This window comes from Pseudomonas sp. TH08 (assembly GCF_016651275.1).
In the GTDB taxonomy this organism is placed as follows: domain Bacteria; phylum Pseudomonadota; class Gammaproteobacteria; order Pseudomonadales; family Pseudomonadaceae; genus Aquipseudomonas.
Map to the genome: position 1 here is coordinate 101,739 of NZ_JAEKEE010000002.1, position 26,821 is coordinate 128,559.

30 protein-coding genes are annotated in these 26,821 nt (G+C 59.7%); 14 read left to right on the forward strand and 16 right to left on the reverse strand.

Annotation, left to right across the window (positions count from 1 at the left end; all coding sequences use genetic code 11):
* Positions 1–16: 16 nt before the first annotated feature.
* Positions 17–1,690 carry a DEAD/DEAH box helicase gene (locus JFT91_RS10070; RefSeq protein ID WP_008088238.1) on the reverse strand — a complete coding sequence of 558 codons (1,674 nt, stop codon included), beginning with the start codon at positions 1,688–1,690 and terminating at the stop codon, positions 17–19.
* A 423-nt stretch (positions 1,691–2,113) separates the two neighbouring features.
* Here JFT91_RS10070 and JFT91_RS10075 point away from each other — a divergent pair, with 423 nt between their 5' ends.
* A complete protein-coding gene (locus JFT91_RS10075) occupies positions 2,114–2,905 on the forward strand; it encodes a crotonase/enoyl-CoA hydratase family protein (RefSeq protein ID WP_201232304.1) in 792 nt (263 codons plus the stop codon).
* 107 nt (positions 2,906–3,012) lie between these two features.
* Here the strand turns inward: JFT91_RS10075 and JFT91_RS10080 are convergent, their stop codons facing one another.
* Complete coding sequence (locus tag JFT91_RS10080) at positions 3,013–3,768, reverse strand: spermidine synthase (protein WP_201232305.1); 756 nt, start codon at positions 3,766–3,768, stop codon at positions 3,013–3,015.
* A gap of 151 nt (positions 3,769–3,919) precedes the next feature.
* On the opposite strand from JFT91_RS10080, the gene JFT91_RS10085 reads away from it, so the two are divergent.
* A complete protein-coding gene (locus tag JFT91_RS10085; protein WP_103304747.1) occupies positions 3,920–5,266 on the forward strand; it encodes a class II 3-deoxy-7-phosphoheptulonate synthase in 1,347 nt (448 codons plus the stop codon).
* An 88-nt stretch (positions 5,267–5,354) separates the two neighbouring features.
* Here the strand turns inward: JFT91_RS10085 and JFT91_RS10090 are convergent, their stop codons facing one another.
* Both JFT91_RS10090 and JFT91_RS10095 read right to left on the reverse strand, forming a co-directional pair.
* The gene (locus tag JFT91_RS10090) at positions 5,355–6,581 is read right to left on the reverse strand and encodes a winged helix-turn-helix domain-containing protein (RefSeq protein WP_201232306.1); all 1,227 of its coding nucleotides are present in this window, start codon (positions 6,579–6,581) and stop codon (positions 5,355–5,357) included.
* A gap of 64 nt (positions 6,582–6,645) precedes the next feature.
* A complete protein-coding gene (locus tag JFT91_RS10095; RefSeq protein WP_201230799.1) occupies positions 6,646–6,867 on the reverse strand; it encodes a DUF1127 domain-containing protein in 222 nt (73 codons plus the stop codon).
* Positions 6,868–6,963: 96 nt separating this feature from the next.
* Between JFT91_RS10095 and JFT91_RS10100 the strand changes: the two genes are divergently transcribed.
* Positions 6,964–7,818: a LysR substrate-binding domain-containing protein gene (locus JFT91_RS10100; RefSeq protein ID WP_026000633.1), complete on the forward strand. Its 855-nt coding sequence runs from the start codon at positions 6,964–6,966 to the stop codon at positions 7,816–7,818.
* On the opposite strand, the gene JFT91_RS10105 is transcribed toward JFT91_RS10100, so the two are convergent.
* On the reverse strand, positions 7,808–8,557 hold the full coding sequence (locus tag JFT91_RS10105; protein WP_201232307.1) for a TSUP family transporter: 750 nt from the start codon (positions 8,555–8,557) through the stop codon (positions 7,808–7,810). The two genes, JFT91_RS10100 and JFT91_RS10105, sit on opposite strands and share 11 nt — an antisense overlap.
* Positions 8,558–8,667: 110 nt before the next feature.
* On the opposite strand from JFT91_RS10105, the gene JFT91_RS10110 reads away from it, so the two are divergent.
* The 3 genes from JFT91_RS10110 to JFT91_RS10120 all read left to right on the forward strand — a co-directional run bounded on the left by JFT91_RS10110 (position 8,668) and on the right by JFT91_RS10120 (position 10,940).
* Positions 8,668–9,624 (forward strand): LysR family transcriptional regulator, encoded by a 957-nt coding sequence (locus JFT91_RS10110; RefSeq protein WP_201232308.1) that lies wholly within the window; start codon positions 8,668–8,670, stop codon positions 9,622–9,624.
* A 72-nt stretch (positions 9,625–9,696) separates the two neighbouring features.
* Positions 9,697–10,161, forward strand: coding sequence for a MarR family winged helix-turn-helix transcriptional regulator (locus tag JFT91_RS10115; RefSeq protein WP_201230806.1), 465 nt, complete (start codon positions 9,697–9,699; stop codon positions 10,159–10,161).
* Positions 10,162–10,520: 359 nt separating this feature from the next.
* Positions 10,521–10,940, forward strand: coding sequence for an organic hydroperoxide resistance protein (locus tag JFT91_RS10120; protein ID WP_201232309.1), 420 nt, complete (start codon positions 10,521–10,523; stop codon positions 10,938–10,940).
* A gap of 192 nt (positions 10,941–11,132) precedes the next feature.
* Here the strand turns inward: JFT91_RS10120 and JFT91_RS10125 are convergent, their stop codons facing one another.
* Positions 11,133–11,702: an elongation factor P gene (locus tag JFT91_RS10125; protein ID WP_123534886.1), complete on the reverse strand. Its 570-nt coding sequence runs from the start codon at positions 11,700–11,702 to the stop codon at positions 11,133–11,135.
* Positions 11,703–11,750: 48 nt separating this feature from the next.
* Positions 11,751–12,893, reverse strand: coding sequence for an elongation factor P maturation arginine rhamnosyltransferase EarP (earP, locus tag JFT91_RS10130; RefSeq protein WP_201232310.1), 1,143 nt, complete (start codon positions 12,891–12,893; stop codon positions 11,751–11,753).
* Between the two features lie 124 nt (positions 12,894–13,017).
* Here earP and JFT91_RS10135 point away from each other — a divergent pair, with 124 nt between their 5' ends.
* Positions 13,018–13,428: a hypothetical protein gene (locus JFT91_RS10135; protein ID WP_201232311.1), complete on the forward strand. Its 411-nt coding sequence runs from the start codon at positions 13,018–13,020 to the stop codon at positions 13,426–13,428.
* A gap of 2 nt (positions 13,429–13,430) precedes the next feature.
* Positions 13,431–13,913 carry a GreA/GreB family elongation factor gene (locus JFT91_RS10140; protein WP_201230821.1) on the forward strand — a complete coding sequence of 161 codons (483 nt, stop codon included), beginning with the start codon at positions 13,431–13,433 and terminating at the stop codon, positions 13,911–13,913.
* 9 nt (positions 13,914–13,922) lie between these two features.
* Here JFT91_RS10140 and cysB read toward each other — a convergent pair whose 3' ends face one another.
* From cysB to JFT91_RS10165, 5 genes are all read right to left on the reverse strand, one after another.
* Positions 13,923–14,897 carry an HTH-type transcriptional regulator CysB gene (gene cysB / locus JFT91_RS10145; protein WP_007908591.1) on the reverse strand — a complete coding sequence of 325 codons (975 nt, stop codon included), beginning with the start codon at positions 14,895–14,897 and terminating at the stop codon, positions 13,923–13,925.
* 113 nt (positions 14,898–15,010) lie between these two features.
* On the reverse strand, positions 15,011–15,514 hold the full coding sequence (locus JFT91_RS10150) for a universal stress protein (protein ID WP_201232312.1): 504 nt from the start codon (positions 15,512–15,514) through the stop codon (positions 15,011–15,013).
* A 98-nt stretch (positions 15,515–15,612) separates the two neighbouring features.
* Positions 15,613–16,518, reverse strand: a complete 906-nt coding sequence (locus JFT91_RS10155; protein ID WP_201232313.1) for a 5'-nucleotidase — start codon at positions 16,516–16,518, stop codon at positions 15,613–15,615.
* 34 nt (positions 16,519–16,552) lie between these two features.
* A complete protein-coding gene (locus JFT91_RS10160; protein ID WP_201232314.1) occupies positions 16,553–17,506 on the reverse strand; it encodes a putative 2-dehydropantoate 2-reductase in 954 nt (317 codons plus the stop codon).
* Complete coding sequence (locus JFT91_RS10165; RefSeq protein WP_201232315.1) at positions 17,507–17,893, reverse strand: thioredoxin family protein; 387 nt, start codon at positions 17,891–17,893, stop codon at positions 17,507–17,509.
* Here JFT91_RS10165 and JFT91_RS10170 point away from each other — a divergent pair.
* The gene (locus JFT91_RS10170; protein WP_201148625.1) at positions 17,892–18,335 is read left to right on the forward strand and encodes a PilZ domain-containing protein; all 444 of its coding nucleotides are present in this window, start codon (positions 17,892–17,894) and stop codon (positions 18,333–18,335) included. The two genes, JFT91_RS10165 and JFT91_RS10170, sit on opposite strands and share 2 nt — an antisense overlap.
* Before the next feature lie 142 nt (positions 18,336–18,477).
* Positions 18,478–19,554, forward strand: coding sequence for a 3-deoxy-7-phosphoheptulonate synthase (locus JFT91_RS10175; protein WP_201232316.1), 1,077 nt, complete (start codon positions 18,478–18,480; stop codon positions 19,552–19,554).
* A 60-nt stretch (positions 19,555–19,614) separates the two neighbouring features.
* Here JFT91_RS10175 and JFT91_RS10180 read toward each other — a convergent pair whose 3' ends face one another.
* Positions 19,615–19,896: a GNAT family N-acetyltransferase gene (locus tag JFT91_RS10180; protein WP_003226804.1), complete on the reverse strand. Its 282-nt coding sequence runs from the start codon at positions 19,894–19,896 to the stop codon at positions 19,615–19,617.
* A 639-nt stretch (positions 19,897–20,535) separates the two neighbouring features.
* On the opposite strand from JFT91_RS10180, the gene oprI reads away from it, so the two are divergent.
* Positions 20,536–20,787, forward strand: a complete 252-nt coding sequence (oprI, locus tag JFT91_RS10185) for an outer membrane lipoprotein OprI (protein WP_003199355.1) — start codon at positions 20,536–20,538, stop codon at positions 20,785–20,787.
* A 126-nt stretch (positions 20,788–20,913) separates the two neighbouring features.
* Here the strand turns inward: oprI and JFT91_RS10190 are convergent, their stop codons facing one another.
* The 3 genes from JFT91_RS10190 to JFT91_RS10200 all read right to left on the reverse strand — a co-directional run bounded on the left by JFT91_RS10190 (position 20,914) and on the right by JFT91_RS10200 (position 23,089).
* A complete protein-coding gene (locus JFT91_RS10190) occupies positions 20,914–21,885 on the reverse strand; it encodes a L,D-transpeptidase family protein (protein WP_201230827.1) in 972 nt (323 codons plus the stop codon).
* 247 nt (positions 21,886–22,132) lie between these two features.
* On the reverse strand, positions 22,133–22,426 hold the full coding sequence (locus tag JFT91_RS10195; protein ID WP_007908575.1) for a hypothetical protein: 294 nt from the start codon (positions 22,424–22,426) through the stop codon (positions 22,133–22,135).
* 57 nt (positions 22,427–22,483) lie between these two features.
* Positions 22,484–23,089, reverse strand: a complete 606-nt coding sequence (locus JFT91_RS10200) for an arylesterase (protein WP_201232317.1) — start codon at positions 23,087–23,089, stop codon at positions 22,484–22,486.
* Positions 23,090–23,099: 10 nt separating this feature from the next.
* Between JFT91_RS10200 and JFT91_RS10205 the strand changes: the two genes are divergently transcribed.
* From JFT91_RS10205 to greB, 3 genes are read left to right on the forward strand one after another with little or no spacing between them, the layout of a single operon-like run.
* Complete coding sequence (locus JFT91_RS10205; protein ID WP_007908572.1) at positions 23,100–23,783, forward strand: ABC transporter ATP-binding protein; 684 nt, start codon at positions 23,100–23,102, stop codon at positions 23,781–23,783.
* Positions 23,783–26,287: an ABC transporter permease gene (locus JFT91_RS10210; RefSeq protein WP_201232318.1), complete on the forward strand. Its 2,505-nt coding sequence runs from the start codon at positions 23,783–23,785 to the stop codon at positions 26,285–26,287. The genes JFT91_RS10205 and JFT91_RS10210 overlap by 1 nt, the downstream gene beginning before the upstream one ends.
* 34 nt (positions 26,288–26,321) lie before the next feature.
* Positions 26,322–26,819 carry a transcription elongation factor GreB gene (gene greB / locus JFT91_RS10215; protein WP_008079921.1) on the forward strand — a complete coding sequence of 166 codons (498 nt, stop codon included), beginning with the start codon at positions 26,322–26,324 and terminating at the stop codon, positions 26,817–26,819.
* Positions 26,820–26,821 lie beyond the last annotated feature (2 nt).

Here is a 26,821-nt window from a genome sequence, read left to right on the forward strand (position 1 = left end):
TCAGCCCAAGGGCGGATCAATCTTCGCGATAGCGACGCAGTTTCAGCTGCTTACCGGCAACGCGAGTGTCCTTCAGTTTGGTCAGGAGTTTGTCCAGACCATCTTCCGGCAGCTCGACGAGGCTGAAGCTGTCACGCACCTGGATGCGACCGATCGCTTCACGGGCCAGACCACCTTCGTTGAGGATGGCGCCCAGCAGGTTTTTCGCAGCGATACCGTCACGCGCACCCAGCGCGGTACGGCAACGAGCACGGCCTTCGCCCAAAGGCATTGGCGCGCGACGCTCGCGGTCACCACGATCAGGACGGTCACCAGTACGCTCAGGACGGTCGCCACGCGGTGCGTTGTTCGGCACCAGTGGACGTTCCTTCTCGATCGCCGCCAGGTTCAGCGCTTGACCGTTGGTGGCTTTGCGCAGCAGCGCAGCAGCCAGAGCACGCGGAGTGCAACCGATGTCTGCAGTCAGACGATCAAGCAGTTCACCGTGAGTCGACTCGGCATCAGCAACCAGCGGCGACAGGCTGTTGGTCAGTTTCTTGATGCGTGCATCGAGAACTGCCTGTGCGTCCGGCAGGCGGACTTCAGCAACTTTCTGACCGGTTACACGCTCGATCACTTGCAGCATGCGGCGCTCACGTGGAGTCACCAGCAGCAGTGCACGACCTTCGCGACCGGCACGGCCAGTACGGCCGATACGGTGAACGTAGGATTCCGGATCGTACGGCATGTCAACGTTGAACACGTGAGTGATGCGCGGAACGTCCAGACCACGAGCAGCAACGTCGGTCGCCACAACGATGTCCAGACGGCCATCTTTCAGCGAGTCGATGACGCGCTCACGCTGGTTCTGGGCGATGTCACCGTTCAGCGCAGCGGCTTTGTAGCCTTTGGCGTCGAGGGCACTGGCCAGATCCAGGGTCGCTTGCTTGGTGCGTACGAACATGATCAGAGCGTCGAAATCTTCCACTTCCAGCAAGCTGAGAACGGCCGAAGTCTTCTGGTCAGCGTGAACCAACAGGTGAGCCTGTTCGATCGCGGTAACAGTCTGGGTCTTGGTCTGGATCTTCACGTGTTGCGGATCGCGCAGATGGCGTTCGGCAATGGCGCGGATCGACTGCGGCAGGGTAGCCGAGAACAAAACGGTCTGACGGGTCGCTGGCAGAGCCTTGAAGATGACTTCCAGGTCATCCATAAAGCCCAGCTTCAACATTTCGTCAGCTTCGTCGAGAACCAGGTGGTTCACGGTCGACAGAACTTTCTCGTCGCGACGCAGGTGGTCGCACAGACGGCCCGGAGTGGCGACAACGATCTGTGCGCCGTTACGGATAGCCTTGAGTTGCGGGCCCATCGGCGCGCCGCCGTAAACGGCAACAACGGTGACGCCTGGCATTTGCTTGGCGTAGGTTTCAAAAGCGGTTGCTACTTGCAGCGCCAACTCTCGGGTTGGCGCCAGGATCAGGGCTTGCGGTTCGCGCTTGGCAGGATCGATGCGGTGCAGAATAGGCAGAGCGAACGCGGCGGTTTTACCGGTACCGGTTTGCGCTTGGCCAATCATGTCCTGGCCGGCCATGATGATCGGGATCGATTGCTGCTGAATCGCCGAAGGCTCTTCGTAGCCGGTCGCTGCGACGGCTGCAAGAATATTCGGGTTAAGATTAAAAGCGGCGAATCCGCCGGTTTCCTGGGTCATGGGTCTGCCTCTAAGTGCATCCGCAAAGACCCATGCTCCAAAGCTGCGCATGCCGTGTTGAGACTCAAGAGTCGCCCTGGCAGCTTTGTCGGCGGGGATTTGCGAAAACGAATGAATGAAAAAAAGAATCGTCCGGGAAGAGCCCGCAATGCGGACGTGCAGCCGAAGCTGACTTCGGGAAATTGCGCTACCTAAACGCGGCCCGGTTAAAGGCCGGCGCGCACTATACCGGATTTTGCCCAAAAAGGGAGCTTTTTTTATCGCCTGAATGCGTGTGTCACCGCTGTGTAACGGGGTTTTGCGGATAATCGTGCGAAGGGCTATTTTTCAAAGGCCCGGCCCTGCGGGCGATGACGCTTAAACGATTCACCGATGTGCGGCATACCGCCGCTGCCCCCGCCCTTCCCGCCCGAGGATTTATCCATGAGTCAGCCCTGCCCCGGCCGCGTCAGCCGTGAACGTCGTGGTCATGTCCATCTGATCGGCCTGGACCGAGCGGCCAAACGCAATGCTTTCGACCTCGACCTGCTCAATGACCTAAGCCTGGCTTACGGCGAGTTCGAGGCCGACAGTGAAGCCCGGGTGGCCGTGGTGTTCGGCCACGGCGAGCACTTTACCGCCGGTCTCGATCTAGTGAATGCCAGCTCGGCGCTGGCGCAAGGCTGGCGGGTTCCGACCGGCGGTTGTGATCCGTGGGGTGTATTCGTCGGGCCAAGGGTGAGCAAACCGGTAATTGTCGCTGCGCAGGGTTATTGCCTGACCATCGGTATCGAATTGATGCTGGCTGCTGATATCAATCTTTGTGCGAGCAATACCCGCTTCGCGCAAATGGAAGTACAGCGTGGGATCTTTCCTTTTGGTGGCGCGACGTTGCGTTTTCAGCAGATCGCCGGTTGGGGCAACGCGATGCGCTGGTTGCTGACCGGTGACGAGTTTGATGCGCACGATGCGTTGCGCTTGGGGTTGGTGCAGGAAGTGATGGCCAGTGAGGATTTGCTGCCACGGGCGATTGAACTGGCCGAACGGATTGCCCGGCAGGCACCGTTAGGGGTGCAGGCAACGTTGATGTCGGCGCGCCAGGCGCGGTATGAGGGTGAGACGGCGGCGGCACAGGGATTGCCGGCGTTGGTGAAGAAGTTGCTGGCGAGCGAGGATGCCAAGGAGGGGGTACGGTCTTTGGTGGAACGGCGCCCCGGAATATTCAAAGGTATTTGAAAGTATGGTGTCCGTGAGGACGTCATCGCGAGCAGGCTCACTCCTACAGAGGGAACGCATTCCAATGTAGGAGTGAGCCTGCTCGCGAAGGGGCCATCACTGACGAATCATGTGGCCGGGCGAATCGCCTTGATCAACGACTCCAGCGAGTAGCCCAACTGCGGCGCCAGTGCTTCGGCCCGGGCGCTCAGCGCCTGCATGTCCAGCTCCTGATCGAGGTCCGCCGGCACCAGCAGAATCACATTGCCCTCCTTCACCGGCAGCTCCCAGTAATGCCGGTGATAGAGCCCGCGCAACAGCGCCGCGCCCAGTGGCTGGCCATCATCGGTAGCCCACTGGTTGATCACCAGCCAGCCATCCGGATTCAAACGCTTCTGGCAATCACCGAGAAAACCCCACGCCAGATGCCCGACACCCGGCCCGACGTCAGTGTAGAGGTCGACGAAGATCAGATCCGCAGGTTCCGCCGTCGGCAACAACTCCAACGCATCACCGACACGGATATACAAACGCGGATCATCGTCCAGCCCAAGGTATTCGATGGCCAGGCGCGGCACGTCCGGGCGCAACTCGATGGCTTCGACGTCTTCCAGCGGCAAGAACTTGAGGCACGCTTGAGTCAACGTCCCCGCACCCAGCCCGAGAAACAGCGCACTCTCCGGCAGCTCATGGCACAACGCGCCGATCAGCATCGCGCGGGTGTAGTCGTATTCCAGCCAGCTCGGGTCAGCAGTGAACACGCAGCTCTGCTCGATCGCATCACCGAATTCCAGAAAGCGATAATCAGCCACTTCCAGCACGCGAATCACGCCGAACTCATCCTGTACTTCGGCGAGCAGATGCTCGACGCGCTCCTCAGTCATTTCGTCTCCTGATGGTCACCGGGCGCGGTGACGCGATGGCACCGCTATGGCGCCGTGGCAAAACGGCGATTGTCGGCGAAGGGGCAGGAACAGGTCACGCACTAATTTGCTGATACCATGGCCTTCCGTGCGTAGAACCTTAGAGACCGTGATGAGCCAACCGTGGAGCCCTGACAGCTGGCGCGCCCTGCCGATCCAGCAACAACCCCAATACCCCGACGCCGCGCACCTGCGCCAGGTCGAGCAAACCCTGGCCAGTTATCCGCCATTGGTGTTTGCCGGCGAGGCGCGCGAACTGCGCCGTCAGTTTGCCGAAGTGACTCAGGGCCGGGCGTTCCTGCTGCAGGGCGGCGATTGCGCGGAAAGCTTCGCCGAATTCTCCGCAGCGAAGATTCGCGACACCTTTAAAGTGTTGCTGCAAATGGCGATCGTCATGACCTTCGCGGCCGGTTGCCCGGTGGTCAAGGTCGGGCGCATGGCCGGTCAGTTCGCCAAGCCGCGCTCGGCCAACGACGAGACTATCGACGGCGTGACCCTGCCCGCCTACCGTGGCGACATCGTCAACGGCATCGGCTTCGACGAAAAGAGCCGCGTGCCGGATCCGGAACGCCTGCTGCAGTCCTATCACCAGTCCACCGCGACGCTGAACCTGTTGCGCGCCTTCGCCCAAGGCGGTTTTGCCGACCTGCATCAGGTGCACAAATGGAACCTCGATTTCATCGCCAACTCGGCGCTGGCCGAGAAGTACAGCCACCTCGCCGACCGCATCGATGAAACGCTGGCGTTCATGCGTGCCTGCGGCATGGACAGTTCGCCGCAACTGCGCGAAACCAGCTTTTTCACCGCTCACGAAGCGCTGCTGCTGAACTACGAAGAAGCCTTCGTGCGTCGCGACAGCCTGACCAATGATTACTACGATTGCTCGGCGCACATGCTCTGGATCGGCGACCGTACCCGTCAGCTAGACGGCGCGCATGTCGAATTCCTTCGCGGCGTGAACAACCCGATCGGCGTCAAAGTCGGCCCGAGCATGAACCCGGACGACCTGATTCGCCTGATCGACGTGCTCAACCCGAGCAACGACCCGGGCCGCCTGAACCTCATCGCGCGCATGGGCGCGAACAAGGTCGGCGATCACCTGCCAGCGCTGATTCGTGCGGTGCAGCGTGAAGGCAAGCAGGTGCTGTGGAGTTCCGACCCAATGCACGGCAACACCATCAAGGCCAGCAGCGGCTACAAGACCCGCGACTTCGCGCAAATCCTTGGTGAGGTCAAACAGTTCTTCCAGGTGCACGAAGCAGAAGGTACTTATGCCGGCGGTATTCACATCGAGATGACCGGGCAAAATGTCACCGAGTGCATTGGTGGCGCGCGGCCGATTACTGAAGACGGGTTGTCGGATCGGTATCACACGCATTGTGATCCGCGGATGAATGCTGATCAGTCGCTGGAGTTGGCGTTCCTGATTGCTGAAACCCTGAAGCAAGTCCGCCGCTAAACCGCGCCGGCCCTATCGCGAGCAGGCTCACTCCTACAGGGGTAGCGCACTCCAATGTAGGAGTGAGCCTGCTCGCGATGGCTTCAGTTCAGTCACAGCCGATCTGCGTCAATGCCACCCGCAATCGTGCGGCACTCTCGCGCTGACAATTCAGCTGTATCCGCGCAAGCCCCAACCAATCCGCCATCCGCCGCAAATTCACCGCCAGCGCCAACATCCCCTCCTCATCCAACCCCGTTTCCTCTTCGTGCACCGCATGCACCGCCAACCGTCCTGACGCCCGCTCGGCGCGCAGATCGACCCGCGCAGCAATGCGCTCGTTGTGCAAAAACGGCAACACGTAATAGCCGTAAACCCGCTTGTCCTGCGGTGTGTAAATCTCCAGCCGATAGCGGAAGTCGAACAGCCGCTCCGTCCGGCTACGCTCCCAGATCAATGAATCGAAGGGCGACAGCAGCGCACTGGCGACAACCTTGCGCGGGACTTTCGGCTCCGCCAGGCAATAAGCGATCTGCCGCCAACCGGCGACTTCGCACATCAACAACTCTCCAGCCTCGACCAACTCGGCCAGACGCGGACGTGCGTCAGCCGGACTCAAACGGAAGTAATCACGCAGATCCTTTTCCGTGCCAACCCCCAAAGCCTCAGCCGCATGCAATAACAGTCCATGCTGCGCCTCGGCATCATCCGGCACTGTCCGTTGCAGGATCGAGGAGGGAATCACCCGTTCCGGCAAATCGTACAAACGCTCAAAACCGCGCCGTCCGGCCACCGTCACCTCACCGGCAGCGAACAACCATTCCAGCGCATGCTTCTCCGCGCTCCAGTCCCACCATTGGCCGGGCTTGTCTTCGCGAGTCGACAGACTGCCAGCACCCAATGCGCCACGCTCTTCGACTGCGCTCAATACCCGGCGCACCACGTCTGGCTGCTCGCGGCCAAACTTTGCCAATTGCTGATAGATATCTTCGCCACGCCTGGCCCGCTGCATCCGCCAGCCCATCAGCGGATACATCGACAGCGGCAGCAACGACGCCTCGTGCCCCCAGTATTCAAACAACGTACGACGTCGCCCCGAACTCCAGGCGGCCTGGTCGAGCAAATCGGAAGAATAGGCGCCGAGACGGGAAAACAGCGGCAGGTAGTGCGAGCGCACCACGGCGTTGACGGAATCAATCTGCAAAAGGCCCAGCCGTTCGATCAGCCGGTTGACGTGCGTTGCCTTGACGGTCGGCGGCTGGCGCCCGTTGAACCCTTGGGCAGCCAGCGCCAGACGTCGAGCCTGTTTGAGGGAAAAGGACAGTGTCGCGGGCATGAGCATCTCCTTGTCTGCTCGCAACCTACCTCACCTGAAAGTTGTTTGTGTAGTAATGCCCTGATCATTTGTGCATTGGGTCGTCCCAGAACGGCCGCACCGCTTCATGTTCGACATCGGCACGGCTGATCCCGATGTCCTTCAACGCCTCGTCACTCAGACTGGCGAGCAACTCACGTTCGCGGTGCAGTTCGTACCAGCGGCTAAACTTGTGCAGCAAATCGGAAACGATATGGCCGTGACCGGCAAATTTATCGTCCCTTACATACTCGCTTTGACCTTTCATCGTGTTGCCCTCCATGTGGATGGCTCAAGTCTCGCGCCGGCGCTAAGATCAATCCAACGAATGTTTCTGATGGCATGCATCACGGAGATTCATCAATTGTCGGCCTACCCGAGTATCGATACCGATGTACTGCGCACCTTTGTCGCGATTGCCGACCAGGGTGGCTTTACTCGCGCAGGCGAGATGGTCAACCGCACGCAATCGGCGGTGAGCATGCAGATGAAGCGTCTGGAAGAAGACGTGTTGCAGCGCCAGCTATTCGAGCGCGACGGCCGTCAGGTGCGCCTGACTGCGGAAGGCCAGGTGCTGCTCGGGTATGCGCGGCGCATCCTCAAACTGCACAGCGAAGTGTTCAACACGTTGCGCGAGCCACACATGGTCGGCACCGTACGCATCGGTACGCCGGATGATTACGTGATGCGCTTTCTGCCGGGGATCCTCTCGCGATTCGCACAGTTCTATCCGCTGATCCAGATCGAAGTGCACTGCGAGTCGACCAAACAACTGCTGCAACGCACCGATCTCGATCTATCGATCGTCACTCGCGAGCCGGGTAACGAGATCGGCCAATTGCTGCGCAAGGAGCGTTTCGTCTGGGCTGAAGCGCAGAACTTCAGCGCCCACGAGCAAACACCGCTGCCACTGGCGATGTTCAACAGTGATTGTTTCTGCCGCTTGTGGGCATGCAACGCGCTGGACGCGATGGGCCGCGATTACCGTATCGCCTACAACAGCACCAGTTTGTCGGCGCTGATGGCCGTGGTCAGCGCAGGTCTGGCGATTACCGCCCAACTGGAGAGCCTGATCACCCCGGACATGCGCATTCTCGGCGCCGCCGAAGACCTGCCATTGCTGCCCGAGGCGAGCATTATGCTGATCCGCAACCTGAACAATCCGTCGCCGATCACCGAGTGCCTGGCCGAGCACATCGTCGAAGGTTTTAAACTTTAAACGCGAGCATCACCGCACACAGCACCAGAAAGCCGCAAAACAGCCCACGCAGGAGTTTCTCCGGCATCGCGTGGGCGACCTTCACCCCCCAACTGATGCTGGCCAGACCGCCGATGGCGAGCGGCAGGCCGATCATCCAGTCCACTTCGTGGTGCACCGCGTAAGTCACCAGGGTGACGCCTGTGCTCGGCAATGCCAGCGCCAGCGACAAACCCTGGGCAACCACTTGCGTGGTACCGAACAGGCTGGTCAGCACCGGCGTCGCTACCACCGCCCCACCAACACCGAACAACCCTCCCATGGTCCCGGACGCCGCACCGAGTACGCCGAGCCACGGCCACGAATAACGCATTTCGGAAGTGGTAGCGGGTTGACGACCGAACATTTTCAGCAGGTTGTAGGCCGACAGCACCACAAGAAACGCGACGAAGCCGATACGCATGGTTTGCGCATCAATGCCCACCGCCCAGATCGAGCCGATCCAGGCAAAGCAGAATCCCATTACCGCCAACGGCAAAGCGTGGCGCAGTTCGATGCGATTGCGCTGGTGGTAGCGCCACAGCGCCAGCATCACGTTGGGCACCACCATCACCAGCGCCGTACCCTGGGCAATCTGTTGATCCAGCCCGAACCACACGCCGAGCAATGGAATGGCAATCAAACCGCCACCGATGCCGAAGATACCTCCGAGCGTGCCGAGCGCCGCGCCGAACAGCAGGTACAACAAAAACTCCATCACAGCCAAATTCCTCTCACGTCAGGCGATTCATCCTACGCAGTCACGGCTGGCGGGGAAACGCACAGCAACGCACAATGGCTGTGCCGATATCGCACAAGCGTTGAATCCACATGAATCCCAATCAATTGACCGATCAACTCGGGCTGTTTCTCGATGTGCTGGAGAGTGGCAGCTTTTCCGCCGCCTCGCGCCGTCATCCGCTGACGCCATCAGCGGTCGCGCGGCGCATCGACAGTCTGGAGAATGCCGTTGGCAGCCAGTTGTTCATTCGCAGCACTCACGCCGTACTCGCTACGCCGGCCGGTCTGGCGTTCGCCGAGCGAGCGCGGCGCATCGTCGCCGAACTGCAACTGGCCCGGGCCGAAGCGGTTTCCCTGAGCAGCGCACCCGAAGGCTTGATTCGCATCGATGCCCCGGCAGCGTTCGGGCGGCGGCATCTGGCGCCGGTGATTGCCGACTTCCTCGTTCTCTACCCAGGGCTGGACGTGCAATTGCACCTGATCGACAGTTTCGTCGACATGGGCGGTTCGAACCTGGGCAAGGTTGATCTGGTGCTGCGTGCGGGGCAACTGGCCGACACACGACTGGTCGCCACGCCGTTGGCGAGCATGGTGCGCATTGCCTGCGCCAGCCCGGACTATCTCAAGCGTCGCGGCGTGCCCAAGCAACCAGCACAGTTGAACGAGCATGACGGACTGGATTGGGAAGGACTGGCCCCGCCCTTCGCCTGGCGTTTCGAGCAGGACGGGCAAATGCACTTGCACCGTCCGGCACGCATCCGCATGAGCGCCAACAATGCCGAGGCACTCGTGTGTGGCGCCTTGGCTGGGCTGGGCATCGCCCACTTGCCCACCTGGCTGGCCAGCGAATATCTGCTGCGCGGGGAACTGCTGCCGCTGTTTTGCGAAAATGGCCTGCCGAAAGCTGAATCTACGGGCATCTACGCACTGCGCATGGAGCAGCAGACCCACTCCCGCAGCCGTTTGCTGCTGGAGTACCTGAAGACGCGGTTCAGCCCGGTGCCCCCTTGGGATCTGGCGCTGCAGCGGGATCTGGGTCGTCACTAGCGCTGGATAATTATCTGGCGCATTAAACATTCGAGCGCTAGATTCATGCCCATCACCGATCAAGGCTTTGATATGACCATCGACCACAACACCCCTGACGTTTGCGAAGAACTGCTGCTGGACAACCAGGCGTGCTTTGCCCTGCACTCGACTTCACTGATGATGACCAAGGTTTACAAGCCGCTGTTGCAAGCGCTGGGCCTGACGTATCCGCAGTACCTGGCGATGATGGTGCTGTGGGAAAAGGATGGTCTGACCGTCGGAGAAATCAGCACGCGGCTGCTGACCGATCCGGGCTCACTTACGCCGCTGCTGAAACGGCTGGAAGGCGAAGGCTTGCTCAGCCGCACTCGCAGCCGTGAGGATGAACGCGTGGTCATTGTCGAACTGACCGAGCAAGGTCGAGCACTGAAAGACCAGGCGCGCAGCGTTCCGCCGTGCATCCTCGGCGCCAGCGGCTTCAGCCTGGAGCGTCTGCAAAACCTGCAGTCCGAATTGCAGGCCCTGCGCAGCTACCTGCAAAACAGCCTCGCCTGAGCCCTCAATTCCAGTTGCACTACAAAAACCTGTGGGAGCCGGGCTTGCCCGCGATGGCGTGCTGTCAGCCGTCATAATTTCAACTGACACACCGTCATCGCGGGCAAGCCCGGCTCCCACAGGGTCTTTATCTTCTGATGAATGCTTGTCCGACTAAATTTTTTTACAGTCAGCCTCCTTTCCATCCATCGCTCTAGATCAATACTTCCGGCGCAGTAATGCACCACGCCGCGTCATGCATTTTCACTTTCTTCCAAAAATTATCTTGCGCGCAAGATATTAGCGAGCTACATTCATCTCGCATTTACTTAGCGCGCAAACAATTAGCGCGAAATACTACATCTGACGAGGCTCACACCATGCAAACGCTCTACACCGCAATCGCAACCTCCACCGGCGGCCGTGATGGTCGTGCGATCTCCAGCGACAATATCCTCGATGTCAAACTCGCCACCCCGAAAGAACTCGGCGGCGCTGGCGGTGCAGCGACCAACCCTGAGCAACTGTTTGCTGCCGGCTACTCGGCCTGCTTCATCGGCGCGCTGAAATTCGTGGCCAGCCAGACCCAACGCAAGATCCCGGATGACGCCTCGATCACCGCCCACGTCGGTATTGGCCAGATTCCTGGCGGCTTCGGTCTGGACATCGATTTGCACGTCAGCCTGCCAGGCCTGGAACAAGCCGACGCACAATCGCTGGTCGACGCCGCGCACCAGGTCTGCCCGTACTCGAACGCCACCCGTGGCAATGTCGATGTTCGTCTGCACACCACCGTTTGAAGCCATACGCAAATCCCAATGCAGGAGCGAGCCTGCTCGCGATAGCGGTAGTACAGTCAATGAAAATGTCGACTGTACTGAAGCCATCGCGAGCAGGCTCACTCCTACAGGGGTCAGCGCAGTGACTCAAATTGCAGGCACAAAAAAGCCCGACTCAATGGTCGGGCTTTTTCTTTCCGCGAAAAGCAGTGCTTATTTAGCACGGCCTTTGTAGGAACCGCCTTCGCGGGTGTCGATCTCGATCTTGTCACCGATTTCGATGAAGTCAGCAACTTGCAGCTCAGTACCGTTGCTCAGCTTGGCTGGCTTCATTACTTTGCCGGAAGTGTCGCCGCGAGCCGAACCTTCGGTGTAGTCAACTACGCGCACGATGGTGGTCGGCAGCTCTACGGATACCAGACGATCTTCGAAGAACACGGCTTCGCAAACGTCGGTCATGCCTTCTTCGATGAACGGCAGAACGCTTTCGATATCTTCAGCGTTCAGCTCGTACATGGTGTAGTCAGTGGTGTCCATGAACGTGTAGGTGTCGCCGCTGATGAACGACAGGGTCGCTTCTTTACGGTCGAGGATCACGTCGTCCAGTTTGTCGTCAGCGCTGTAAACGATCTCGGTCTTGTAACCGGTCAGCAGGTTTTTCAGCTTGGTCTTCATGATCGCGCTGTTACGGCCCGACTTGGTGAATTCAGCTTTCTGAACCAGCCAAGGATCGTTTTCGAGACGAATCACTGTACCGGGTTTGAGTTCTTTACCAGTTTTCATTGCGAATATCCGAATTTGGATGGGATTTACAAAAATCTAGGCCGCGTATCATATCCAATTTAGGTAAAACTGTACCAGCGCCGCGGCAAGATCGGCCAGCAAGCCTTGTTCCAGACACCATGCCTCGGCGTTTTCTTGCAGCTCTGGCCAATAATTCCGGGCATTGAGCCAGTGCTCCCCAATCGGCAGACCAGCGCTCCACGCCTGCCAAAGACCGTTCATCGCCTCAGCGGCTGCCGGCGACAGGCCTTTTGTATAGAGCGCCAGGAAGGCATCGAGCTTGTCCAGATGGATGTCTTCGTCCTGCTGATAGATGTGCCAGAGCATCGGCCGCCCTGCCCATTGCGCCCGGACGAACGAGTCTTCGCCGCGCACCGCGTTGAAATCACAACACCAGAGCAGACGATCGTATTGATCCTGACGGACAAACGGCAGCACTTGCACGGTCAATGAGTGGCGCACCTCAATAGCGCCGACGCTGAGGGTTTCCACCCCAAGCCAGCGCGCCACGTCGCCGAGAATTCGCCCTTCCGGCACCAGCAGATGGGTCGGTTTCGCATCAGCGGCCAATACATCGAGCCAACTGGCCAGCCCGGCGTTCTCGTAGGCAAACAGCGAAATCAACTGAGCGTCAAGCGCGCGTTCGATCCCCAGACCTTGCAGGAATTGTCGCTGCGCTGGCGGATCCTGCTGAAACTGCCGACGCTGCTCAAGCAATCCTCGCTCACGCAGCAGTCCACCCGTGCCCGCCTGGAACCCCGGAAAAAAGAAGATCTTCTGCACCGATTTGTACTTCACCGACGGCAAGCCGTGGCAGCCAACAACCCAATCTTCGGCACTCAGATAGTCGAGATTCATCCACAGCGGCGGTTTCGCCCGCTCGGCCATGGCGTCCATGTAATCAGTGGGCAATTGACAGGCGAACGCGGCGATCACCACATCAGCCGCTTCGGTCGGTGCCCATTCGCGCGGCCAATGGCGCACTTCGACGCCTTGCTGCGATTGCCGTGCGGCATTGCTGTCGATTTCCGGGCAAATCCGCTCGAACGCCCGCAGATCATCGACCCACAGCCGCACCGCCAATGAATGCTCAGCCACTAATTGCCGGGCCAGACGCCAGGTCACGCCGATGTCGCCATAGTTGTCGACCACGGTGCAGAAAATATCCCAGCGGGGTTTCAGTTCCAGCATTCAAGACTCCCGTTGGCAAAAGCAGCGATTGTCCGCATAAATGACCTCGCGCAGAAGAGCCGACGGCGATTAATCTTCGTGCGACAATCGCCACTTGCCCGCAATCATCCGCCAGGAGGCAGCCATGCCCTACCGTCCCAACTCGCGTCGCCCCTTGCCTGTTCAGCTTAGCGCGCTGCACCTGACCGGCAGCATTGCCTTGGGCCTGTGGCTGGGCTTTCTCGCCATCGCACTGACCTGCTGGCTGCTCTCTCGATTTCTGTTCAACGAACAATTGGCCCCGGTCGCTCAGGCGGTACAGCAACTGGCCAATCCACCGGCTGCCGTCCAGGAGCGTCCGGACATTCCGCCGCAGAGTCCGTTGTTCGATCAGTACGAAGAAAACCTGCGCAAGAACGAGCAGCAGAATCGCCTTGATCAGGCACGCAGCAGCAGCCGTAACCAGGCGAACCCAAAATGCCAGTTCTGGCTGCAGCAGGATCAGACCGCGCCCAGCGAAAAGAGCCGCGCCAACGTTTTGCAATTCTGCGATTGATCATGAACAAGCACAGCGTCCACCAACTGATTATCGACAAACTGCGCATCGACCTCGACATCGCCGAACGCGCCGCGCAAACCGCTTACGAAACCGCGACCCACGAAGAGAACATCGCCGAAAACAAGTACGACACGCTGGGTTTAGAGGCGTCGTACCTGGCAGCCGGGCAGGCGAAACGGGTTGAGGAAATCCGTCAGTCACTGGTGCTGTGCCAGAACCTGACACTGCGCGCCTATGATGAAAACCGTGGAATAGAGGTCGGCGCCCTGCTCGGCCTGGAAGATGAAAAGGGTCGCGAGCAATGGCTGTTTCTGGCGCCGGATGCGGCGGGCCTGAAAGTCGATGTGGTGGGTCAACCGATTACCGTCATCACCCCGCGCTCGCCGCTGGGCAAAAGCCTGCTGGGCAAGTTCGAAGGCGATGAGGTGGAGATTCTGGTGGCGGGCACCCGGCAACAGTTTGCTGTCACCGAGGTGCTTTGAGACAGGTGCTTAGTGAACCGGCAGTTCGACGCCGTCGAACAGCTCTTCCAGTTCCTGCTTGTTGTGGCACTGAATGGCTTTGGCCATCACTTCACGGGTCAGGTGCGGTGCGAACTTCTCAATGAAATCGCACATGAAACCGCGCAGGAAAGTGCCGCGACGGAAACCGATTTTGGTGATGCTCGATTCGAACAGCTCACTGGCATCCAGCACCACCAGATCGTTGTCGAGTTTGGTGTCGACCGCCATTTTCGCCACGATGCCCACGCCCAGGCCGAGACGCACGTAGGTTTTGATCACGTCGGCGTCGGCAGCGGTGAACACGACTTTCGGCGTCAGGCCACGATGGCTGAAGGCTTCGTCGAGTTTTGAACGGCCAGTAAAACCGAACACGTATGTCACGATCGGGTATTCGGCCAATGCTTCGAGGGTCAGCTTCGGCAGTTTGGTCAGCGGGTGGCCCTGCGGTACGACCACGCAGCGGTTCCAGCGGTAGCACGGCATCATCACCAGATCGCCGAACAACTCCAGCGCTTCGGTGGCGATGGCGAAATCGACCGTGCCGTCAGCGGCCATTTCAGCGATCTGCATCGGCGAACCCTGATGCATGTGCAGCGCAACGTCGGGGTATTGCTTGATGAAATTGCTGATCACCGGCGGCAAGGCATAACGCGCCTGGGTGTGAGTGGTGGCGATCGACAGGGTACCTTTCTTCTCGTTGGAGAATTCCTGGGCGATCTGCTTGATGCTTTCAACCTTGCGCAGAATCTCACCGGCGGTGGTGATGATGCGCTCGCCGGCTGGCGTGACGCGGGTCAGGTGCTTGCCGCTGCGGGCAAACACTTCAACACCGAGTTCATCTTCCAGCAGACGGATTTGTTTACTGATGCCCGGTTGCGAGGTGTAAAGGCTTTGGGCTGTAGCGGAGACGTTGAGGTCGTGGTGCGCCACTTCCCAGATGTAGCGCAATTGTTGAAGCTTCATATGAATCCCTCAAAGCAGGTAGACGCCACGGGCATCAGCGACGGTATATAACTATATTAATGGTTTGGAGAATAAATCTAGAACTTTTTTATCAAAACGCCATTAATCCCGCTTCAGCGATCCTCCCGCCGCCGACGTTCCACCAGTGGCACCAGATAAACCGGCACCTTGGACAATTGCAGGACCCGTGTCGCCGTGCGCCCCAGCGGCGTTTCCGCGCCCACCCCGTGGCTGTGACTGCCTACGATCAGCAAATCGACGGAGAGTTTCTCCACCTGGTCGAGAATCACCTGCGACGGATCGCCCTGCAGCACGCGCACCGCGCGAATCCGTTGCAAATCCTGCTCGCCCTCATCCCCCAGTTCTTCGCGAAAACTCTCCAGCACCCGCTGCTCGATATTGGCGATGACTGTTTTCAGACCCTCGCTGTGGAATTCGTTCAACGCCTGCTCGTCGAGATAGCTCTGCAACACCGATTCGGCAAACAGCCCCATCGGTTCTACCGCATGCACTACATACAAGTCGGCGTTGAACGTTCGCGCCAACGCCAGGGCATGCTGCATCACTAACGGTGCGTACAGACCGAGGTCAGTGGCATACAGCATCGAACGAATCATATGACCTCCTCGCAAGCCAACATGGCGGAGATTTGATTCAGCTTAGCAGTGCCTTGGCGAGTACGACGTGCGACGCAACGTCTTGAAGCACAGGGGCTTTAGATCGACGGTTCGTTGCTGATGCCATGCGGCACATGGCCAGTGGCGACCACTTCGCGGGCGAGTTCACAGTGACCGGCCTGATCGTCGAAGAACACGTCGGCGGCAAACGCTTCGAGAAACGCCGATTTGGTCAAGCCACCGAGGAACAGTGATTCGTCCAGGCGGATATCCCATTCGCGCAAGGTGCGGATCACCCGTTCGTGTGCCGGTGCCGACCGCGCGGTGACCAGCGCCGTGCGGATCGGGCAGTCGTCATCGGGAAACTCGCGCTGCAACAGATTAAGCGCGGCGAGGAAGCCCTTGAACGGCCCACCGCGCAATGGCTCGCGCGCCGATTCACGTTCCTTGGCCTGAAACGCTTCCAGCCCACCGGACTGATAGACGCGCTCCGATTCGTCGGAAAAAATCACCGCGTCACCGTCGAAGGCAATGCGCAGTTCATCGCTGGCCGCGCGGCTGGCGCCACCGGACAAAATCGTCGCGGCGGCAAAACCGGCATCCAGCGCCGCGCGCACATCCTCGGCATGCGTCGAAAGAAACAGGTCGCAACCGAAGGCTTTCAGATACGGATACGGACTGCGCCCGCCGACAAACGCTGCGCGGGAAATCGCCAGACCGTAATGGTGAATCGAGTTGAACACGCGCAAACCGGTGTCGGCGCTGTTGCGCGACACCAGGATCACCTCGACCCGCGCACGGCCGAGGCGACTGTTCAGGTTCAGGAGTTTTTCCACCAGCGGGAAGGCATCGCCGGGCGCAAGAATCTCGTCTTCGTGTTCGATCTGATATTGCCGATAGGCTTCGACACCGCTCGCCAGGTAGACCTTGTGGCTCTCGCTCAGGTCGAACAGGGCACGCGACGAAATCGCCAGCACCAGTTTGTCATCGATGTTCTTGGCCATGCCTTCCCCCGCCTTGCACAAAAAAACGATCGACTCAAACGTTGCGTCGATCGATAAAACTCAAACTGCGATACAACGCCTCGATTCGCGGCAGCTCACAGCCCGCCGCTTTCGCCGCCGCCAGTGGACGGGCATAGATGGCCTCAAGCTCCAGCGGTCGCTTGTGCGAAAAATCGTGGTGCATGCTTGGCCAGTAATCGGGCATTTTCTCGGTCATCGTGAACAGATACTCGGCGTAACCGGGCGGTATCTGGTGGCCACAAGCCTGGGCGCCCTGCACCACTTCAGCCATCAATGCCTGAATCAATGCGCGACTGTCGGCGTCAGCCATCAGTGGCGTCGTGCTCGCCCCGAGTAGCACCGAGAGACCGTTATAAGGAATGTTCCAGATCAGTTTCTGCCAGCGTGCCTGATGCAGATTGGGCATCGCCTGCGAGTCGATACCGGCGCTGCGAAACAGGCCGGCGCCCTCCTCGACCAACGCCATGCGCGCCGCCTCATCGACGGCCGGGCCGCTGTGATAACCGACATTCACCGCGCCGAGGGCCTGATGGGTAATCTGCCCCGGCCCGTCCCGATGCACGCAGATCAGGCATAAACCGCCCAATACATGCAGGGAGTCGGGGAGCAGTTCACGCAGGCTGTCCTCGACGTCCAGACCGTTTTGCAACACCAGCACTTTCGCGTCGGGTTTGCCTGCCTGGACAATCGCCGGGGCGAGGCCGGCGGTGCTGGTGGTCTTGGCGCCGACAAGAAGCCAGTCGCACGGCGGCATGTCTTCGGCCGCGGAATAGGCCTGCACCGGATCGAGAGTCAGCTTGCCGTGCACCGCGCTGTCCACCTGCAAACCACGCTCGGCAACGGCAGAGAATTCGCTGCGCAACAGAAAGTGCACATCGAATCCGGCCCGCGCCAGCATCAAACCGTAGAACCCGCCGATGGCCCCAGTACCGATAATCCCCACCACCGGTTTGTTGATTGTCCCCATTTATGGCAACTCCTCTGCAATTCGATCCAGTGCCTGGGCCAGTGCCGCATTCAGCGCATCAGCAGCCAGGCGCGTGTGCAATGCCCCAAAGAACTCGCCGTCGCGCACGACAAACAGCGCCGGCAAATGAAAGACCTGATAACGCTCCACCAACCCGCCGTTGTTGCCGGCATCAATCCAGCACAGGCGATCCACTGCCAGATCGAATCCCGGTAAGACCTCGCGGGCGAAGCGACAGCTGGCGCAGCCGACACTGGTGAAAATCACCAGAGAAACGCCGTTCATCGCCAACAGCCGTTGGTCGGCATCGAAATCGGTCAGTTCGGATTCGACCACTATACTGGGGGAAACAATGTCAAATGGCCGACACAGGGAGTCTGTGCTCATGGGACGTTTCATACCTCATCCGGACGAGGTGCCGGTTGAATTAACCTTGCTCAAGCCTGAGTGTATTTCCAGGCAACAGCTGCACACTATCAGCCTCGGCGGCATCGCTTGCAATTACCACCGCGCCTGGCGCCATGGCACGGCGCTGCAAGTGCGCATGCCGACGCTCAATGCCGACATCTGTTATCCGGGCTATGTGGCGTGGTGCCTGCGGCGCAAAAAGGGCTATCTGGTGGGGATCGCGTTCACCGATGAACAGACGCTGTTCAGCGCAAGAATGGGTGAGCAGGTGTGTCAGATCGAACGCTATTGCCGCATGAACGATGCCCACGATGACCTGCAGGATATTCAGGCACTGGCGCTGCAATGGGTCGAGCAACACGCCGAGGAGTTCTCCCATGACAGCGTGCGCAAGGCTTTCGCCCAGCCAGTGCTGGACTGACGCGCTTCTCTAAACAGTTACTTGCCCATTGTCGAGCAGCGCTTGACGCGCTAAGGTTCCGCTCCCCGACGCGCTTAAATCTGCTGTGCTCCGCCGCGCGGGGATCGCTGGCGGCCGGCACCCGTGACCTGACGAGTAAACGATGGCTGATTTACCGATCAACGACCTAAACGTCGCCTCTAACGAGACCCTGATCACTCCCGATCAGCTCAAGCGTGATATCCCTCTGAGCGACGCTGCCCTGCGCACCGTTACCAAGGGCCGCGAAGTCATTCGCAACATTCTTGATGGCACCGACCACCGTCTGTTCGTAGTGATCGGCCCGTGCTCGATCCACGACATCAAGGCTGCCCACGAATACGCCGAACGCCTCAAGGTGCTGGCGGAGGAAGTCTCCGACACCCTGTATCTGGTCATGCGCGTGTATTTCGAGAAGCCGCGGACCACCGTCGGCTGGAAAGGCCTGATCAACGATCCGTATCTGGATGACTCGTTCAAGATTCAGGACGGTCTGCACATCGGTCGGCAGTTGCTGCTGGACCTGGCCGAAAAAGGCCTGCCAACCGCCACCGAAGCCCTCGACCCGATCTCCCCGCAGTATCTGCAGGATCTGATCAGCTGGTCGGCCATCGGCGCGCGAACCACCGAATCGCAGACTCACCGCGAAATGGCTTCCGGCCTGTCCTCGGCCGTAGGCTTCAAGAACGGCACCGACGGTGGCCTGACCGTGGCGATCAACGCCTTGCAGTCGGTTTCCAGCCCGCACCGTTTCCTCGGTATCAACCAGGAAGGTGGCGTGTCGATCGTCACCACCAAAGGCAACGCCTACGGTCACGTTGTCCTGCGCGGTGGTAACGGCAAGCCGAACTACGATTCGGTCAGCGTCGCCCTGTGCGAGCAGGCGCTGAACAAGGCGAAGATCAAGCCGAACATCATGGTCGATTGCAGCCACGCCAACTCCAACAAGGATCCGGCTCTGCAACCGCTGGTGATGGAAAACGTCGCCAATCAGATCCTTGAAGGCAACCAGTCGATCATCGGCCTGATGGTCGAAAGTCACCTGAACTGGGGTTGCCAGGCGATTCCGAAAGACCTCGCCGACCTGCAATACGGCGTGTCGATCACCGATGCCTGCATCGACTGGTCGGCTACCGAGAACACCCTGCGCAGCATGCACGCCAAGCTCAAGGACGTACTGCCAAAACGTCAGCGCAGCTGATCGGCGTTTCGCAGGCATAAAAAAACGCCGGGCATTGCCCGGCGTTTTTGTGTGTGCGATTCAGATTTTTGCGGCGCGGCGCTGATGGCGTTCCATGTAGCGCTCGACGTAGGAGCATGACGGGATCACCGTGTAGCCCATTTCTTCGGCGTACTGCAACGCGCTTTCGGTCAGCGCAGCGGCAATGCCACGGCCTCGCAGGGCGTTGGGCACGAACGTGCGATAAATATCCAGGGTCTGTTTCCCCAGATCCATATAGGTCAGGTAGGCACGATGACCGTCCACATTGGTCTCGAACTGATGACCAGCCTGGTCATGGTGGATGGACAACGCCTCGCTCATCACTACTCCTCGCGGGTCTTGGATTCTGACCCCTACCTTACCGATGTTTTTCCGGCGAAGGAACATCTACGCCACCCCGTGCCTGATGGACACCGAGAAGAGCCACACCGATCTCGCGCAACCGAGCACCTGATAAATAGTAGGCGCCATTGGCAGAAATGCTCAAGGTGCGCTCGTCATCAAGCGGGTTGACGGTGGGTTGCTCCGATGGACGCAGGGGTGGCGGGGAAACAGATCTTCCCGGTTCGCTCACCTGAACATTGCCGGATGTTGAGACTTAAGACGTGCAACCTTTTTTAAAGTCACCTCAACATGGACAAAGATAAGCGAAGTCGCGCGCAAAATCGGAATAAAAGTGTAGACGAATCCATCTAGAAACACTTTAGCCAAGACCGCAAAAACAGCACGTGGTAACGGGAACTTTTTCTCATTAACTCGCTCAGCGCGGGGCTTGCAGCTGGGCATTTTTTATACAGCGCAGTTAAAAGTTGCTCGAAAAAGAATCAGCGCCTACAATTTTTTTTGCTTCTTGCGCTACGTCAGTTTACTTACTACAAGTAATGGGTAGTATGTACGCCGGCTATTTCCTCAATCGTGAGGAGACAGCTACTTAATTGAAAGTCCTTGAAGGGGAACACGATGAACAACGTTCTGAAATTCTCTGCTCTGGCTCTGGCCGCAGTTCTGGCTACCGGTTGCAGCAGCGCATCGAAAGAAACCGAAGCACGTCTGACCGCTACTGAAGACGCAGCTGCTCGCTCCCAGGCTCGTGCAGACGAAGCTTACCGTAAAGCTGATGAAGCTCTGGCTGCTGCTCAAAAAGCACAACAGACTGCTGACGAAGCTAACGAGCGTGCTCTGCGCATGCTGGACAAAGCTAGCCGCAAGTAATAATCCTTCGGGATTGTTATCAAGCCGATCCGATGTCTGGGTCGGCTTTTTTGTGCCTGATGCTTTTGTCCCGGCAATAAAAAACCCGCCGACGCTGCACGCATCGACGGGGTCATCACCGCCAGCTTATTGCTGCATATCGATCGGCGCACTCGAAACAATCGGTGCCGACGTATTCGGTGTGCCGATTTCCGTTGGCAGACCATCTTCGGCCGCAACCACATCGCGCACCACATCCCAGTTCACGCGCAGGTTACTGGTGACGTCTTCACGCTTGAGCATCGCGTTGATCACCGCCGTGTGTTTGTCGACCACCGACGGGTTGCCCTTGTCGTCGATCGGCGTGTGCGCTTCCAGGTAGACCTTGCCGCCACTGCGACCGAACTTGTAGGCGTCATTGAGGATCCGTACCGACGTGCCGACCGGCACCATGCTGGCCATTTCCAGCACATTGTTGTTGAACATGCGGAAGCAGCCGTGGCTGGTGCGCATGCCAATGCCGAACTTCTTGTTCGAACCGTGGATCAGGTAACCCGGCGTACCGAGGGTGAACTTGAACGGGCCCAGTGGGTTGTCGGGGCCGGCCGGCACGACGTTTGGCAGCGGATCACCATCAGCGGCGTGTTCAGCCTTGATCGACGCTGGAGGCGTCCAGGTCGGGTTTGGCGTCTTGGCGGTGATCGAGGTGTGCGCGATTGGCGACCCCCAACCCTCACGACCAATCCCCAGCGGGAACGTGTACACCACGTTCTTGCCCTTCGGGAAGTAGTAGAGGCGATATTCGGCAAGGTTGATCACGATGCCTTCACGCGGGCCCGGCGGCAGAATGAAACGCGTCGGCAGGACGATTTCGGTACCGGCGCCCGGCAACCAGGCATCGACGCCCGGGTTGGCCGCGACCATTTCCGAATAGCCCAGATCGTAGGTGGTGCCCAGATCGGCGAAGGTGTCTTCGTACTTGGCTTTGATCACCTGCACCTGACCGATGATGTCCTCACCGGGTGGTGGCAGGGGAAACTCCAATGCAGCAACGGGACCGGCCACACACAGGGCGGCAAGTGACAGGCAGCGGGTGACGGCAGGAAAGCGCGGCAACATCCGGAAAATCCTTCGCATGATCAACAAGGGTATAAAAGCGCGATTGTACACCGCACTTTGAAATTTCGGGGAGACACAAGACCTGTGGCGAGGGAGCTTGCTCCCGCTGGACTGCGCAGCAGGCCTTGCTGGAGGCCCGCACGGGATTCATGAAATTGTATTTAAGCTTTTCACGACGGCTGCGCCGCCGAGCGGGACGGTGCGACGATTCGACAAGCTCCCGCGCTACAATAGGTCGTGCCCGACGTCAAAGCTCGAAACGCAGCTCAGGCCAGATCGGCGAGGTGCCGCGCTTCTGCGATTCCAGAATCGCCCGGCACAACGAACACAGGCGCTGATCCTGAAAGACCCGGCGATCCACGCTCGACCAGCGTGGTTGCGCCGGCAACAAGCTGCCGCACAAGGTGCGATCGGCCGAGCCACCGAGTTCAAGCTGACGGGTCACCAGATGCACCCGCACTTCCTGGCAGGCGAACAGATCCAGCTGTTCGTCAGGCTCGATCAGTTGGTAGGCAAATAGGGACCAGGCAGAACGCGACATCGGGGGCTCCAAATAAGGGGGCGCCACATTAGCCGAAAGCCTGCCCTTAGAAAAGCCTCATAACAGCGGTTTTAGCGTCGGCCAGACATTTTCCAGCAACTTGCCCTGAGCCCCGACCGCCGGGTGCAGACCATCGGCCTGCATCAGCTCGGGATGACCGCCCACGCCGTCGAGGAAAAACGGCACCAGCGGGATCTTTTTGTCATCGGCAAGTTTGCCGTAGACCTCGGCAAAAGCATCGGTGTAGCGCTTGCCATAATTGGGCGGCAATTGCATGCCGAGCAAGAGCACCTTGGCGCCACTCTGGCGGGAGCTGTCGATCATCGAGGCAAGATTTTGTTGCAATTGATTTGGCGGCATTCCGCGCAGGCCATCATTGCCGCCCAGCTCCAGGATCACCAGCTCAGGCTTATGCTCTGCAAGCAGCGCCGGCAGGCGTGCCTGGCCTCCGGCACTGGTGTCGCCGCTGATCGAGGCGTTGACCACTTTATCGTCGAAACCCTCCTGTTTGAGCCGTTGCTCAAGCAACGACACCCACCCCAAGCGGGTATCCAGTCCGAAACCGGCGCTGATACTATCCCCAACGATCAGGACAGTACCCGCCGCTGCGTTCTGGGCCATGCACATCAAGGCCAGGCCAGCACTCAAAAACCACACACGCATCGGATTCTCCATGGGCGCAAGCATTCTCACCGCGAAGAACCTCAGCAAAGTGGTTCCCAGCGCGGAAGGTGAACTGACTATCCTGCACGAACTCAGCCTGGAACTGAACAAGGGCGATAGCCTGGCCATCGTCGGCGCGTCCGGTTCCGGTAAATCCACCCTCCTCGGCCTGCTCGCTGGCCTCGACCTGCCGAGCAGCGGCGAAGTCATTCTCGCCGGGCAAGGTCTGAGCAACCTCGATGAAGACCAGCGCGCACGCATTCGTGCCGAGCATGTCGGTTTCGTCTTTCAATCGTTTCAATTGCTCGACAGCCTCAATGCGCTGGAAAACGTCATGCTGCCGTTGGAACTCGATGGCCGCAAAGATGCGCGCGAACGAGCGACCGAGCTTCTGCAACGGGTCGGCCTCGGCCAGCGCCTGACCCACTCGCCACGCCAGCTCTCCGGTGGCGAACAGCAACGTGTGGCCATTGCCCGGGCGTTTGCCGCCGAGCCCGACGTGCTGTTCGCGGATGAGCCCACGGGCAACCTCGACAGCCACACCGGCGAGCGCATCAGCGACTTGCTGTTCGAATTGAACAAGGAACGCGGCACCACCCTGGTGCTGGTGACCCACGACGAACGCCTGGCCCATCGCTGCCGGCGCCTGATCCGTCTTGAAGCCGGGCTGTTGGTCGCCCCTCTGGAGCCTTGATGGCACGTTTGCCGCTGTTGCGCCTGTTCAGTCTCGCCATTCGCCAATTGCTGCGCGATGCCCGCGCCGGGGAATTGCGTGTGTTGTTTTTCGCCCTGGTGGTGGCGGTGGCAGCAAGTACTGCCATCGGCTACTTCGGCGCGCGTCTGAACGGCGCGATGATGCTGCGCGCCACCGAGTTTCTCGGCGCCGATCTGGTGCTTGAGGGGAGTTCACCTGCCCGCGAGGAGCAGATCAAGAGCGGTACCGAGTTGCGCCTGAATCATGCGCAAGTGGTGGAGTTCTCCAGCGTCATTGCCACCGATAACGGCATTCAGTTGTCGAGCATCAAAGCCGTCGACCGCGCCTACCCGTTGCGCGGCGAACTGAAAAGCGCCCCGGCGCCATTTGCGGCTGAAGAAGTTGGCGGCGAACCGCAACCCGGCGAAGCCTGGGTCGAATCGCGCCTGCTGACGGCGCTCGATCTGAAGATCGGCGACAGCATCGATGTCGGCATGAAGACGTTGAAGCTGGCCCGCGTGCTGACTTACGAGCCGGATCGCGCCGGCAACTTCTACAGCCTGACGCCACGGGTGATGATCAACCTCGACGACCTTGCCGCAACCGGTGTGGTACAGCCCGGCAGCCGTGTGAGCTACCGCGAGTTGTGGCGCGGCGAACCGCAGGCGCTGGAAACCTACCGGCAATTGATCAAACCGGGGCTGGCGGCGAATCAGCGGATTCAGGATGCCCGCGACGGCAACCGGCAGATTGGCGGAGCGCTGGGCAAGGCCGAACGTTACCTGAACATGGCCAGCCTGGTCGCCGTACTGCTCGCCGGCGTGGCGGTGGCGTTGTCGGCGAACCGTTTTGCCAGTCGCCGTTTCGATGCCAGTGCCCTACTGCGCTGCCTCGGATTGTCACGACGCGAAACCATGCTGCTGTTCAGCATTCAACTAACAGTACTCGGCTTGTGCGCCGCCCTCAGCGGTGCCTTGCTCGGCTGGCTGGCGCAATTGGGCCTGTTCGCCCTGCTGCATGACTTGCTGCCAAGTGACGTTCCACCCGGCGGTCTGTTTCCGGCGATCGCCGGGATCGGCACCGGGCTGGTTGCACTGGCCGGGTTCGCTTTGCCGCCACTGGCGGCGTTGGGCCGCGTGCCGCCGCTGCGGGTTTTGCGTCGCGACATGCTGCCGATCCCGTCAAGCACCTGGATGGTTTACGGTGCGGCGCTCGGCGCTCTCGGTTTGATCATGTGGCGCCTGAGTCTCGATCTGCTGCTGACGTTTGCTCTGCTCGGCGGTGGCGTGGTCGCCGCACTGGTGCTCGGCGGCTTGCTCCTGTTGCTGCTGAAAAGCCTGCGACGAATGCTCGCCCGTGCTTCATTGCCATGGCGTTTGGGACTGGGTCAGTTGCTGCGTCATCCATTGGCAGCGGCAGGCCAATCGTTGGCATTCGGTTTGATCCTGTTGTCGATGGCGTTGATCGCGCTGCTGCGAGGCGAACTCCTCGACACCTGGCAGAACCAGTTGCCGAAGAACGCCCCCAACTACTTTGCCCTGAACATCCTGCCAGCGGACAAACAAGCCTTCACCGATCATCTGGTCAACGTGTCGGCGCAAGCGGCGCCGCTGTATCCGGTGGTACCGGGGCGGTTGATCAGCATCAACGGCGAGCCCGTACAACAAATCGTCAGCAAGGACTCCGCTGGCGACCGCGCGGTTCAGCGTGACCTGAGTTTGACCTGGGCAGCGGATCTGCCAGCCGGGAACAAACTGACTGCCGGCACATGGTGGAGCGAACAACCATCAGACGACGTTCCGGGAGTCTCGGTCGAAGGCAAAGTCGCCGAGAGCCTCAAATTGAAACTCGGCGATCACATGGTGTTCAGCGTCGGCGGAGTCAATCGTGAAGCGAAGGTCACCAGCCTGCGCGACATCAACTGGGACAATTTCCAGCCGAACTTCTTCATGATCTTCCAGCCCGGCACCCTGAAGGATCTGCCAGCGACCTACCTGACCAGCTTCTATCTGGCGCCGGGTCACGACCAGCAGATCGTTGAACTGTCACGCGCATTCCCGGCGGTGACCATCCTGCAGGTTGAAGCGCTGCTCGAACAGCTGCGCAGCATCCTCGCCCAAGTCACCCTGGCCGTGGAATATGTGCTGTTGTTTGTATTGGCGGCGGGGATGGCGGTGTTGTTCTCAGGTCTGCAAGCGACACTTGATGAACGCATTCGCCAGGGCGCGCTGTTGCGTGCACTGGGTGCGGAACGGCAGTTGCTGATCAAGGCGCGACGCATCGAGTTCGGCTTGCTCGGCGCGGTCAGCGGCTTGCTTGCAGCGATTGGTTCAGAGGTGGTGAGCCTGGTGCTCTATCGCTACGCGTTTGATCTGCCGTGGCATCCGCATCCATGGCTGTTGGTATTGCCGCTGATTGGCGCGGCGCTGATCGGTGGTGCGGGCGTATTCGGTACGCGCCGGGCACTCAACGCAAGTCCACTGACAGTGTTGCGCGAGGGTTGATAGACTCCAGCGGTCTTAATCACAAGAAGTTGCCATGAGCCGTTATCGCCCTCCCCGCACCGCCGGCACCGCGCTGATCACCCCTGAAGGTGAAGCGCGGATGCGTGCCGAATTCCATGAACTGTGGCATGTGCGCCGCCCGCAGGTCACGCAATCGGTCAGCGAGGCAGCGGCCCAGGGTGATCGCTCGGAAAACGCCGAGTACACCTACGGCAAGAAGATGCTGCGCGAGATCGACAGTCGCGTACGTTTTCTCACCAAACGCCTGGAAGCGCTAAAGGTTGTCAGCGAAAAGCCCAGTGATCCGAACAAGGTCTACTTCGGCGCCTGGGTGACCATCGAGGACGAAGACGGCAAGCAATCGCGCTACCGCATCGTCGGCCCCGATGAACTGGATCTGAAGCTGGGTTTGATCAGCATCGACTCACCACTGGCCCGCGCCCTGATTGGCAAGGCGCTGGACGCTGAAGTGCGGGTCCAGACGCCAACGGGTGAGCAGTTCGTTTACATCGTCGCTATCGAGTACCTGTGAGT

What these genes read in the sequence shown, in the direction of transcription:
- JFT91_RS10070 (WP_008088238.1), bottom strand. Translation starts at nt 1,690, where the DNA reads ATGACCCAGGAAACCGGCGGATTCGCCGCTTTTAATCTTAACCCGAAT.
- JFT91_RS10075 (WP_201232304.1), top strand. Translation starts at nt 2,114, where the DNA reads ATGAGTCAGCCCTGCCCCGGCCGCGTCAGCCGTGAACGTCGTGGTCAT.
- JFT91_RS10080 (WP_201232305.1), bottom strand. Translation starts at nt 3,768, where the DNA reads ATGACTGAGGAGCGCGTCGAGCATCTGCTCGCCGAAGTACAGGATGAG.
- JFT91_RS10085 (WP_103304747.1), top strand. Translation starts at nt 3,920, where the DNA reads ATGAGCCAACCGTGGAGCCCTGACAGCTGGCGCGCCCTGCCGATCCAG.
- JFT91_RS10090 (WP_201232306.1), bottom strand. Translation starts at nt 6,581, where the DNA reads ATGCCCGCGACACTGTCCTTTTCCCTCAAACAGGCTCGACGTCTGGCG.
- JFT91_RS10095 (WP_201230799.1), bottom strand. Translation starts at nt 6,867, where the DNA reads ATGAAAGGTCAAAGCGAGTATGTAAGGGACGATAAATTTGCCGGTCAC.
- JFT91_RS10110 (WP_201232308.1), top strand. Translation starts at nt 8,668, where the DNA reads ATGAATCCCAATCAATTGACCGATCAACTCGGGCTGTTTCTCGATGTG.
- JFT91_RS10115 (WP_201230806.1), top strand. Translation starts at nt 9,697, where the DNA reads ATGACCATCGACCACAACACCCCTGACGTTTGCGAAGAACTGCTGCTG.
- JFT91_RS10120 (WP_201232309.1), top strand. Translation starts at nt 10,521, where the DNA reads ATGCAAACGCTCTACACCGCAATCGCAACCTCCACCGGCGGCCGTGAT.
- JFT91_RS10125 (WP_123534886.1), bottom strand. Translation starts at nt 11,702, where the DNA reads ATGAAAACTGGTAAAGAACTCAAACCCGGTACAGTGATTCGTCTCGAA.
- earP (WP_201232310.1), bottom strand. Translation starts at nt 12,893, where the DNA reads ATGCTGGAACTGAAACCCCGCTGGGATATTTTCTGCACCGTGGTCGAC.
- JFT91_RS10135 (WP_201232311.1), top strand. Translation starts at nt 13,018, where the DNA reads ATGCCCTACCGTCCCAACTCGCGTCGCCCCTTGCCTGTTCAGCTTAGC.
- JFT91_RS10140 (WP_201230821.1), top strand. Translation starts at nt 13,431, where the DNA reads ATGAACAAGCACAGCGTCCACCAACTGATTATCGACAAACTGCGCATC.
- cysB (WP_007908591.1), bottom strand. Translation starts at nt 14,897, where the DNA reads ATGAAGCTTCAACAATTGCGCTACATCTGGGAAGTGGCGCACCACGAC.
- JFT91_RS10150 (WP_201232312.1), bottom strand. Translation starts at nt 15,514, where the DNA reads ATGATTCGTTCGATGCTGTATGCCACTGACCTCGGTCTGTACGCACCG.
- JFT91_RS10155 (WP_201232313.1), bottom strand. Translation starts at nt 16,518, where the DNA reads ATGGCCAAGAACATCGATGACAAACTGGTGCTGGCGATTTCGTCGCGT.
- JFT91_RS10160 (WP_201232314.1), bottom strand. Translation starts at nt 17,506, where the DNA reads ATGGGGACAATCAACAAACCGGTGGTGGGGATTATCGGTACTGGGGCC.
- JFT91_RS10170 (WP_201148625.1), top strand. Translation starts at nt 17,892, where the DNA reads ATGGGACGTTTCATACCTCATCCGGACGAGGTGCCGGTTGAATTAACC.
- JFT91_RS10165 (WP_201232315.1), bottom strand. Translation starts at nt 17,893, where the DNA reads ATGAGCACAGACTCCCTGTGTCGGCCATTTGACATTGTTTCCCCCAGT.
- JFT91_RS10175 (WP_201232316.1), top strand. Translation starts at nt 18,478, where the DNA reads ATGGCTGATTTACCGATCAACGACCTAAACGTCGCCTCTAACGAGACC.
- JFT91_RS10180 (WP_003226804.1), bottom strand. Translation starts at nt 19,896, where the DNA reads ATGAGCGAGGCGTTGTCCATCCACCATGACCAGGCTGGTCATCAGTTC.
- oprI (WP_003199355.1), top strand. Translation starts at nt 20,536, where the DNA reads ATGAACAACGTTCTGAAATTCTCTGCTCTGGCTCTGGCCGCAGTTCTG.
- JFT91_RS10190 (WP_201230827.1), bottom strand. Translation starts at nt 21,885, where the DNA reads ATGTTGCCGCGCTTTCCTGCCGTCACCCGCTGCCTGTCACTTGCCGCC.
- JFT91_RS10195 (WP_007908575.1), bottom strand. Translation starts at nt 22,426, where the DNA reads ATGTCGCGTTCTGCCTGGTCCCTATTTGCCTACCAACTGATCGAGCCT.
- JFT91_RS10200 (WP_201232317.1), bottom strand. Translation starts at nt 23,089, where the DNA reads ATGCGTGTGTGGTTTTTGAGTGCTGGCCTGGCCTTGATGTGCATGGCC.
- JFT91_RS10205 (WP_007908572.1), top strand. Translation starts at nt 23,100, where the DNA reads ATGGGCGCAAGCATTCTCACCGCGAAGAACCTCAGCAAAGTGGTTCCC.
- JFT91_RS10210 (WP_201232318.1), top strand. Translation starts at nt 23,783, where the DNA reads ATGGCACGTTTGCCGCTGTTGCGCCTGTTCAGTCTCGCCATTCGCCAA.
- greB (WP_008079921.1), top strand. Translation starts at nt 26,322, where the DNA reads ATGAGCCGTTATCGCCCTCCCCGCACCGCCGGCACCGCGCTGATCACC.